General features: G+C 60.7%; 11 protein-coding genes and 1 pseudogene. 4 read left to right on the top strand and 8 right to left on the bottom strand.

Annotated features, from left to right (window positions below; genetic code table 11):
- A pseudogene (locus tag ACIQWS_RS04795) lies at positions 1 to 596 on the bottom strand (hypothetical protein); the annotation flags it as partial.
- Between the two features lie 367 nt (positions 597 to 963).
- Positions 964 to 1155: a hypothetical protein gene (locus ACIQWS_RS04790; RefSeq protein WP_403170910.1), complete on the bottom strand. Its 192-nt coding sequence runs from the start codon at positions 1153 to 1155 to the stop codon at positions 964 to 966.
- Between the two features lie 255 nt (positions 1156 to 1410).
- On the opposite strand from ACIQWS_RS04790, the gene ACIQWS_RS04785 reads away from it, so the two are divergent.
- Positions 1411 to 2388 (top strand): DUF2336 domain-containing protein, encoded by a 978-nt coding sequence (locus ACIQWS_RS04785; protein ID WP_403170906.1) that lies wholly within the window; start codon positions 1411 to 1413, stop codon positions 2386 to 2388.
- A gap of 17 nt (positions 2389 to 2405) precedes the next feature.
- Here ACIQWS_RS04785 and ACIQWS_RS04780 read toward each other — a convergent pair whose 3' ends face one another.
- From ACIQWS_RS04780 to ACIQWS_RS04770, 3 genes are read right to left on the bottom strand one after another with little or no spacing between them, the layout of a single operon-like run.
- Positions 2406 to 2753 (bottom strand): DUF1491 family protein, encoded by a 348-nt coding sequence (locus ACIQWS_RS04780; RefSeq protein ID WP_403170902.1) that lies wholly within the window; start codon positions 2751 to 2753, stop codon positions 2406 to 2408.
- A gap of 28 nt (positions 2754 to 2781) precedes the next feature.
- Positions 2782 to 3690 carry a peptidoglycan-binding protein gene (locus ACIQWS_RS04775; RefSeq protein ID WP_403170896.1) on the bottom strand — a complete coding sequence of 303 codons (909 nt, stop codon included), beginning with the start codon at positions 3688 to 3690 and terminating at the stop codon, positions 2782 to 2784.
- Entirely contained in the window at positions 3665 to 5476 is a 1812-nt protein-coding gene (locus tag ACIQWS_RS04770) for a sensor histidine kinase (protein WP_403170893.1), read from the bottom strand. The genes ACIQWS_RS04775 and ACIQWS_RS04770 overlap by 26 nt, the downstream gene beginning before the upstream one ends.
- 375 nt (positions 5477 to 5851) lie before the next feature.
- Here ACIQWS_RS04770 and ACIQWS_RS04765 point away from each other — a divergent pair, with 375 nt between their 5' ends.
- Positions 5852 to 6334: a DUF5330 domain-containing protein gene (locus ACIQWS_RS04765; RefSeq protein WP_346307913.1), complete on the top strand. Its 483-nt coding sequence runs from the start codon at positions 5852 to 5854 to the stop codon at positions 6332 to 6334.
- 76 nt (positions 6335 to 6410) lie between these two features.
- Positions 6411 to 6851 (top strand): SufE family protein, encoded by a 441-nt coding sequence (locus ACIQWS_RS04760; RefSeq protein WP_403170889.1) that lies wholly within the window; start codon positions 6411 to 6413, stop codon positions 6849 to 6851.
- Positions 6852 to 6871: 20 nt separating this feature from the next.
- Here the strand turns inward: ACIQWS_RS04760 and ACIQWS_RS04755 are convergent, their stop codons facing one another.
- Entirely contained in the window at positions 6872 to 7678 is an 807-nt protein-coding gene (locus tag ACIQWS_RS04755) for a DUF6456 domain-containing protein (protein ID WP_403170886.1), read from the bottom strand.
- The gene (locus ACIQWS_RS04750; protein ID WP_346307910.1) at positions 7675 to 8130 is read right to left on the bottom strand and encodes a helix-turn-helix domain-containing protein; all 456 of its coding nucleotides are present in this window, start codon (positions 8128 to 8130) and stop codon (positions 7675 to 7677) included. The genes ACIQWS_RS04755 and ACIQWS_RS04750 overlap by 4 nt, the downstream gene beginning before the upstream one ends.
- A gap of 196 nt (positions 8131 to 8326) precedes the next feature.
- On the opposite strand from ACIQWS_RS04750, the gene ACIQWS_RS04745 reads away from it, so the two are divergent.
- Positions 8327 to 8662, top strand: coding sequence for a cytoplasmic protein (locus ACIQWS_RS04745; protein ID WP_403170878.1), 336 nt, complete (start codon positions 8327 to 8329; stop codon positions 8660 to 8662).
- A gap of 62 nt (positions 8663 to 8724) precedes the next feature.
- Here ACIQWS_RS04745 and ACIQWS_RS04740 read toward each other — a convergent pair whose 3' ends face one another.
- On the bottom strand, positions 8725 to 9162 hold the full coding sequence (locus ACIQWS_RS04740) for a MucR family transcriptional regulator (RefSeq protein WP_091880604.1): 438 nt from the start codon (positions 9160 to 9162) through the stop codon (positions 8725 to 8727).
- Positions 9163 to 9720 lie beyond the last annotated feature (558 nt).

Genomic DNA, 9720 nt, shown 5'->3' with positions numbered 1-9720 from the left:
GCTTTCTTGTCCTCTGCTTGTTTCTCGCTCGCATTCTTCTGCGACTGCTCCAGAGAACGCTGTTCCGCCTCTACCTTGCCCTGCTTGTTTAATTCGGCGCGATCTCTCTGCCACTTTTCTTCTTTTGCTTTTTTCTCTTGTTGCTTTCTTTTAAACTCATCTCCCACCCTGGCCTCGTCCCGCTCCATGGCTGCCGCGTTCGCTAGAGCCTGTGCATTCTTTTCATCCAGGGCTTTCTTGTCCTCTGCTTGTTTCTCGCTCGCATTCTTCTGCGACTGCTCCAGAGAACGCTGTTCCGCCTCTACCTTGCCCTGCTTGTTTAATTCGACGCGATCTATTTGCCACTTTGCTTCTTTTTCTTTTTTTTCTTTTTGATTCTTCTCAGCCTCATTGAGGATAGCCTCTCCTGCAAGCATAGCTAACCTATTGGATTCCGCGACCCCGGACGACTCCCTTGCACCAGGTTGCCCCTGCGCCATGGCCACAGACCCCGCCAGAAGCATGGCCGTGCAGACGCTGCACAGGAGATGGTTACGGAAAGTGAAAAGAAAATTTGGACGTGCGGGTGCAACCGCAGCTATGGCGTGAAAAATCATAAAATATAGCTCCCAATATACTGTTGGCTAAAATAAAATGCCGTCAAAAAAACGAATCAATACAATACTTACTAGCGCCTATTGATTCAGAATGAAGCCGAAAGCGCAAGAGTACAACCTGAGTGATCAGGATTTTTCTACCCTGTGTGGCAAAAAAACAATAATTTACGTATTGTTGGTTGTATTAAGTGGCAGTCTGACTGCAACCAATAGTAGTTTATGGTGCAAGAACACACCAAACAGGTGAACGCGTCACGGTTGAAAACAATGCCGCGATTCGAACATCAGGAGTGAGCGGGTGCACCAGCGCGGCGCAATATTCCCATCCGCAGCGGCCATACGGGCTGCGCTGAATGTCCCGCCAGCCCTAACCCGGCTGCGGTGTCGGATCGAAAAACCGGTGGCCCGGCTTGTCCGTGTCGCGCGGGCGGGCGGGCAGCGCCGGGCGTTCATAGCGCACGCCGGGAAAAATCATGATCTGCGCGGTTGCCGGCCGCTTCGTCTCGGTGGTGGTGCGGCGCCGCGAGGCGCTGCCTGGAAAGGCAATGACAAACCCCATTTCATCCATCCGTTCGGCTCGTTGATCTCCTTGATACGCAAACGCTCATGCTGGTCTTGGCATCCGGCCAAAGCGCCGGACAACCTGGCTGCCTTGCTCCCCGTCGGGGGTGCGGACCGGTCCCGGTCCGCTCGCGCGCGATCATTTCGCGCATAATTTCATTAGACACCCGCAGGGTTAACGGATTGCTAACGCTTCATGGCTCATTTTAGCCATTGTTTGGCAGCGTCGTGCGTAATCGAGTGGAGTGTGTTCGTGAAGTATCCTGAGTTTCGGGCACTTGAAGACCGCAATGGCGGCAGCAAGGCTGACGATCTCCTGACCGCATCGATCACCGCCTTCTGCTGCGTCGCAAGACCGGCAAAGAGCGATGCCCAGCAGCTGGAGGATCTCGCCGTTCCGCTGCTCGCCCTCGCCTCGCCGCGCGTGCGCCGCCATGCCGCCGCCGCCCTGTCCGAAATGCCGCATGCGCCCAAACGCCTGATCCTGGCGCTCGCCGAGGATGATGTGGATATCTCCGCGCCGCTGCTCCTGCGCTCGCCGGTGCTCAAGCCGGGCGACCTCATCGGCCTGATCCAACGCCGGGGCATCGGCCATGCCCGCGTCATCGCCCGTCGCACGGTGGAGGACGCCGCGCTGCTGCAGACCCTGCGCCAGTTGCACGACCCGGCCATTGACCGCGCCCTGGCGCTGCAGAGCGGATTGCCCGCCCATGAGGAGAATGAAGCCTTGGACCGTGCCGAACCCGAATCGCCGCGCCTGCGCGAAACCCGCGAGGCGCTGCGCGCTTTGATGCGCGCATCCGATGCCGGCCATTCCACCGATCAGGCCCTGGCCGACCAGCTGATCGATGCCGCCCTGCTCGACGAAACCCATACGTTCCGCGCCGCCTTCACCACGGCGCTCGATCTCGACGGTGAAACCGCCGAGCGCATCATCGGCCACGGGCTCAATGCCGAACTGACCATCGCGCTCGCCGCGCTCGGACTTTCGGCGGAAGCGGCGCATCTGGTGCTGACCGGCCTGTTCGGCCTCGTGCACAAGGATCTGCATTCGCTGCGCCTGTTCGTGCAGTCCTACCGCCAGATCGACCAGGACAAGGCGCAGGCGACGATCCAGCGCTGGAAGACCGAGGAAAACTCGCAGAAGCTGCGGCAGAAACTGCGGGAAATGGCGGCGGATTTCGAACGCGGCGGCACAGCGCCCGGCCCGGCCAAGCGCCGGGTGTCGTAACAACCGTCCGTCCGTGGTCAGTCGCGGGCGAGCGGAAACAGGTCGCCGCGCTCGCCGCGATAATCCTCGATCTCAACGATCCACAGATCCCGGTCCCAGCGCTTCTGCTTGTCCAGCGCCGCATCCGCCTCGGCTTCAGCCACCGCTGATTGCAGCAGGGTGAACTGCCGCTCGTCCGGCTTGGTCTCGTCATAGACCATCTGCGGCGCGGGGCCGAACAGGTCGTAGCTGCCGTCGGCATTGCGGAACTTGATGAAGATCGCCCCGGCTTCCGCCGCGCCTTTGTTGGCAAGCGCAGCAAAGGCACCGCCGCCGTTGATGCGGCGCACCAGCGCGGAAACCCAGAATTCCGATGTCAGACGCATATGCCGTCACCGCCCATGCCCAGCCTCATCAGTTGATCAGGCCGATTTCCTGCATCTTGGCCAGCAGTTTCGCATCGGGCTCGCCGGTGACCGGCAGCTTGAACAGGTTCTGGAATTCCCGGATGGCGGTCTTGGTGCTGGCGCCGACCTTGCCGTCGATCTCCACCTTGTCATTGCCGAAGGCGCGCAGGCCCGCCTGGATGCGGACGATTTCCGCCGGGGCGAGGCTGCTGCCCGCGGGCGGCTGGGCGGTGCCCGCCGTCAGCTTGTCGGCCGGGGTGGCCGATACGGTCTGGACGGTGGCTTTTTCGGCGGAGTGGCCGGGCTTGGCGGCCGGGATCGCAATGCTGGCGGTGGTGTCGCTGGCGCTGCCGACGGCGGGCTGGGCCGTCTCGATGCCCATGTCGGCCGAAGCCTTGCGGTAGGCCTCGATGGCGGCGCGGGTGCCCTTGCCGGCGAGGCCGTCGACCGCGCCGTTGTAGAAGCCGAGCGACAGCAGTTTCTGCTGCATCTTCGCCACTTCCGGATCGCCGCCGGGTGCCAGCACGGGCGTGCCGCCATTGCCGGCGGCATTGTTGATGGCCGCAGCGACGGGATCAGGATTGCCCTGCGGCACGGGAACCGAATTGACCTTGCGCACCGGCGCATCGACGGCGCTCTGCTTCTGCGGTGTGCCGAACACGCCGCCATCGTGCTTGATGGGCTTGAACACCAGTTCCGGCCGGGTGCGGAAGAACACGCCGTCATGCACCTGCGGCTGGTACCACAGCGCATTGGCGGAGATGAAGCCGAGGGTCACCAGAAAGGCCGTCGCGCCGCCGGTGATCGTCGGGTTGCGGGCAATCAGCCCGCCTGCCCCGATGGCGATACGGGCCATGTGGCCGCGCTTGGGGGCGCGGCGCTTCCGGCTGTCAGGCCGATTTGCGGGCTTGCGCATGCGAACCTCCCTCACTGTCGCCGTCGGCCCGGAATTCGACGATATTGACCGGTTCCGCCGGAACCGGCTCGATCCGCGGACCGGCGAGTGGAATGAGGACATTCACCACCGTGCCCTCACTGGGACGGCTGCGGATGTCCATCTGGCCGCCATGCAGGCCGATCAGGCCCTTGACGGTGGCAAGGCCAAGGCCGGTGCCTTCGTGCCTGCGCGTGTAATCGTTCTGCACCTGGCGGAACGGCTGGCCGAGCGTCAGAAGATCCGCCTCGGCAATGCCGATGCCGGTATCGCTGACGGAGAAGGCCAGCATGTCGCCATGCAGCCCGGCGTCGATGGTCACCACGCCGCCGCTCTCGGTGAACTTGACCGCATTGGACACCAGGTTGATCAGCACCTGCTGGATGGCGCGCTGGTCGGCAACAACAATGCCGATGTTGCGGCTGACGCGGTCGCACAGCGTCACGTTCTTCTGCGAGGCCTGATGCGCCATCATGTCATGCACCATGGTGACCGCATCCTTGAAGGCGAAGGGCTCGGCCATGATCGGGTAGGTTCCGGCCTCGATCTTGGATACGTCGAGGATGGCATTGACAACGGAGAGCAGGTGCGTGCCGGACTGATGCACCAGCTCGACATATTCGCGCTGGCGCGCATCGGGCAGCTTGCCGCAGATTTCCTGCAGCAGCACATCGGAAAAGCCGATGATGGAATTGAGCGGGGTGCGCAGCTCATGGCTGACCGAAGCAAGGAAGCGGCCCTTGGTCACCTCGGCTGTCTCAACCTGGGTGCGCGCGGCATCGAGCGCAAAACGGTCGGCAACCGCATTGGAAATATCCGTTGCCACGATGACGAAGCCATTGTCCCGGCTCTGCGGCACGCCGGAGAGGCGATAGGTGGCAAAGCGCACGGTATGCGCCGGTTTCGCCGCATCGCCCGGTGCAACGCAGCGCAGCTTTATCTCCGCCGCCGTGGCGGCCGTCCCGCTGCGCAAATCCGACAGGAATGCCAGGAAATGCACGCGGTCCGAAACGTGCACGCGGTCGACCAGCGCCGTGCCGATCAGCAGGCTGCGGGCCACGCCGAAATGCTCCTGCGCCTTGCAGGACAACGCGCTGATCATGCCGTCGCGGCCAAGCCCGATCACCACGCCGTCAACGGCGCTCTCCAGATCGGCGACACGGTCGTCGCGGCGCGCTTCCTGACCGCGCGCCACCAGCGCACCGGCGGAACGGACCAGCAGCGTTGCCCCGTAAGCGAGCGCGGCCAGCAGGGAGAATGCCGTCAGCGTGACGTTGCCGCCCATCCACACGGACACGCCGAGGAGGACGGCAAGCACCGCCGCGGCAATGCCGCCGGAGAGGACAAGCGCCTTTTGCGAGCGCATGACGAACCAGGCTTCGAGCGGGATCGCCGCGCCCATGATCCAGAGCAGGAGATTGGCGGACGGCGCCATGACGGCGATCAGCGCGATAGCAGCGCCGTAGGATGCCAGCGCAGCCAGACCCAGCCGCGCGGCGTTGCGAACCAGCGAGAGCGTTCCGCAGAAAATCATCGGCAGGGCAAAAACACCGACGCCGAGGCTGAGCATGCCACCGGCTTCACTGAACAGGGAGTGGCTGGCGGCCAGCGCAACGGCCAGCAGGAACGGCATGGCGAGGAAGGCACCGGCCATGCGGGCGTCCCTGTCGCGTTCGGCTGCGCCGGCAACAGATGTGCTCACCCAGCGTTTGCAATGGCGCCGGTAGGCATCAGCAATTCTGGGCAGTGTGACGGAATGAATCGGCACCAGTTTTTTCCTGCTATCCGGACGGTCCGGCCGGGGCCGGATGCGTCACGGTCATTTCAATGTCGCCGTTAACTTTTGCAGACGAGGCTTTAAGGAAAGGATAAAACCGGGGACGCAGATGTCCCGCACAACCGGTTTCGGCCGAATGAGAGGACGCTTTTCAATGCATGGTAAATGAAGGGTTTCGGGTTGCCGACGATTTGCCGGTCGAATCGCAAAACCGGCATTTCGGGCTCCAAGATTTCTTAATCCTTGGTTTCTATGATCGCTCAAATGCAAAACCGCGTCTCAACCGGTTTTTGCCTTGTCTGTGGCAATGTCTCGGCATGGGCTGCTCCTGGGAAGCAGTTCCGGTGTTGGCAGAGGATATCTGAAATGTTCTTCCTGATCAGGTTTGCGATCAAGTTCTGCTTCTGGATGTTTTTGATTTCGCTGTTCATTCCAGTGGACTCAAAGGACAATCCGCAAGGGACGGCCCAGCCCGGCCCGCTCGAGGCTTTCTTTGCCGCACGCGAAACGATCAGCGATCTCAGCCAGTTCTGCACGCGCAATCCCAATGCCTGCGAAACCGGCAAGGCGGCCCTGAACAATGCGGGCGTTCGCGCCAGCGAAGTGGCCAAGGTCGGCTACCAGTATCTCGATACGCAGCTGGGCGCCAAGACCAACGGCGCCGATGCGGCCGTTGCCGCCGCCCATGGGGACACCGCCGATGCCGCCACTGCCACGGACAAGAGCGATCTGATCAAGGCCAAGCTGCGCGAGATGGCGATGCGCGAAATTCTGGAAGCAGCCGTCCGCCAGCGCGAACAGGCCAATGCCGTCGACGGCAAGACAACGGGCACAATCGCAAAGAAGTAGCCTGCGCGACAGGAAAAACGATGACGTCCGGCTTTCGCATCACTATATGTGCCACATCACATGTGAGACTGGACCTATGGCACAGACAATTGACGACATCATCGCGGATTTCGACTTCCTGGACGATTGGGAAGACCGCTACCGCTATGTCATCGATCTCGGCCGCGAATTGAAGCCCTATCCGGATGCCGCCCGCGATGCGGTGCACAAGGTCAATGGCTGTGTCAGCCAGGTCTGGCTGAAGAGCACGCCGAGCGATGGCGCCGATCCGGTCATCGATTTCCTCGGCGATTCCGATGCGCATATCGTGCGCGGCCTCGTCGCCATCATGATGGTGCTCTATTCCGGCAGGAAGGCGTCGGAAATCCTCGCCATCGATCCGGAAGCCATCCTGAAGAAGCTGGGCCTGAACGAAAACCTGACACCACAGCGCTCCAACGGCCTGCGCTCGATGGTTGCCCGCATCCGCAACGAGGCGCAGGCGGCCCTCGGATCAGCCAGCGCCACACAGCACTGAGGACACGGACAACGGCGCTGCTACCGCGCAAGCGTCGGGCGATAATCCCCGGCTCCCCAGTGAATGATGCGTGGATTGCGCCGGGCGGGCGATGGCGGGCAGTAGTGCCTGTCCAATGCCGCCAGCGCCGTCTTGAGGATGAGCTTGGCGGAACGGACCGGCCACTGCCGTTCCCGCTCGACACTCTCGAGGCCCTTGAGAAAGCAGCAGACATCCACCAGCACGCCGGACAGTTCCGGCCCCACCGCATCCAGCGCCCGCTCGACCCGCTGCCGTGCCGCCAGTGCGGCATCGGTGATTTCCAGGACACCATTGCCGGATCGGCGGCTGGCACCGCTTCCCACGGCACTCCAGTTGGCGCCAAGCGGCGGCATGAAATTGCCGAGCGTATAATCGTTGCGCAATTGCTCCCCGGCCTTGAAGGCGGCCTCGCTGATCAGCGGGGCGCCGGATGAATCCCTGCGCCGGCGCAACAGGCCGAGCGGCGATTCCGCTTCGTTGCGCCGGACCCGTGCCGTGCCGTGACGGACGACCGGTGCCGCCAGCGTTTCAAGGCGATGCTGGGCGGCGAAGGCATCGGCCCCGCCATCCAGCCGGCGCAGGAACGCCCTGCCCGCATCGGTGATGATGAGCATACCGTCAGCGGCGCGCGCCAGTCCTTCGCGCAGGACATGGTCAAGCACCGCCGTCCCGATGGAAATCGCGCCGCCCCCTGCACTTTCCAGCGTCATCTTGCCATTGCCTGCAGTTGCAGGTTCTGCGGCTGCCTTGGCCAGAAAGCACAGCACCCGGCGCACGCCGGCACCGCTTTTGCCCCGGACGCTCATTGGCGCACCATGCCGCTGCGCAGGAACGCCGCCCGCAGAATGTTTTCAAGGGTCTGCACAACCCGGTCGAACTCCGGCTCGTCGCGCATATCCTCGATCAGATGACAGGCATGGTTGACCGTGCTGCGGTCGCGCCCGAAGGCACGCCCAACCTCCGTCATGCTCAGCGACAACGTAACATGCGCCACATACATGCCGATCTGCCGGACGCGGGCCACCGACCGCTCGCAACGGGAATGCGCGCGCAGTTCGCGGCCGCTGACATTGAAGAAGCTGGCGAGAATGTCGATGACGCCGTCGCAGACATGAAAGAGACGGTCGTCCGGCAGTTCGCTCCCATCCGGGGCAACGGGCTCTGCCCGCTTCGGTTTCGGACGCGCTTGACGGAGGATCTCAATCATCGCCCGCGCCTCGCCGGCAGAGCGGATCAGATGGGGGAAATTCTCGGACATGCTCGCTCCACTTCATATATAGGAATATCTTCTTATATTATTCCCAGCAAGACCGTGGATAAGTTTTCCCGCGCACAAACATCATGCCATTGTTTTCATGAATTATTTTTTGAAACCGCCCACGCAATCTAGGACTTTTGTCCTACACTCCTTAAACCAAGGCAAAGTGTGTCCATCCACCATCGAGGACGGAAACATGGCTCAAAGCGAATGGACGAGGCAGAAGGCGGCATTCCTGGCTGCGAGGGACGCACAGCGCAGCATGGCGCGGCAACGCCTGGCGCTGCAAATCCTCTGCGGCGAAGACCTTGACACGGTGATCGCGCTTGGTGCGGCCGAAAAGCAGACCTATTGCAGGCGGTTAAAGCGTTTGATTGAACGAGAGAGGATCAAGGGCGGCAAGGGGCACTGGAGCTACGACCTCAATCGTCATATCGGTCTCAAGCAAGCCCTGGATACTTTGCTGAAGTCCATGAGGGCTGAAATCCATGACGGGCTGAAATCCGTGCCGGCGCCTATGCGCGGGAAATAGAGCCCCGATAACAAAACGGCGCCCGAAGGCGCCGTCTTGCAAATAGTCTGAACCGCTTGCTGTCACGCAGCCTTCTTGCGCTTGCGGCCGAGGCCCATATTCTTGGCCAGACGCGAGCGCGCAGCAGCGTAATTGGGTGCAACCATCGGATAGGAAGCATCCAGATCCCACTTTTCGCGGTACTGCTCAGGCGTCAGACCGTAATGGGTCATCAGGTGACGCTTCAAAGACTTGAACTTCTTGCCGTCTTCGAGGCAGACAATGTAGTCATCCGCAACGGATTTCTTCGGGTTGATTGCAGGCTTTGGCTTTTCCTGAATCGCGACGACTGCTTCTGCACCACTGCCGACCCGACCAAGAGCAGCGTGGACATCAGCGATAAGCGCGGGAAGATCGCCAGATGGCACTGAATTGTTGCTTACATAAGCAGCAACCAATTCAGCGGTCAGTTCCAGGAGAACGTCTCCAGCAGCTGTATTTGAATTGTCGAATGTTGTCATCAAAGTCCAAATCCTTCATCTAATTTGAAAAGTTGGTATTACACGGGAAAGCAAGCAGTATAAATCTGCAAATATCAGAAACCCTGACACTGATGACGACACTGTATTCAGGATGGAGCCCTAATTGTCAAATCAATACTTCACCTAAAAAAGAAATATTTGTAATTTTTCCTTGATATTGAATTTACTGCGAACCTGGCGCTGATTGGGCCAGGAAAGCTAAAATCCCGCTACACATATGATAACATAAATGTTCACACGTGAACATCCGCACAACACCACTAAGACCAAAAATGGCAAAAATGAGGAACCAATCCGCATTTCACAAGCATTCTATAACAACGGAGGCCGCTCAGAGCAGTGCCAGACCTACTTTAGTGCAACATGAGACAATAATAAGTAATTCTGTTTTTGATCAAAAAGACAAATTACGTGGAAATATGCGCGAAAAATCCTGCTCAGGAGCCCGGATCAGAGGCCGAATGGGTGTAAAACCGGCAAAAGACGCGACTTTCGTCACCGGATTGGCGACGGGCGCGCGAGCGTCGCAATAGTGTT

The sequence above is a fragment of the Phyllobacterium sp. NPDC097923 genome, assembly GCF_044760925.1.
GTDB lineage: Bacteria > Pseudomonadota > Alphaproteobacteria > Rhizobiales > Rhizobiaceae > Phyllobacterium > Phyllobacterium calauticae.
Note: the sequence above shows the minus strand (reverse complement) of the source record. Positions and strands in the feature narration are given on the sequence as shown.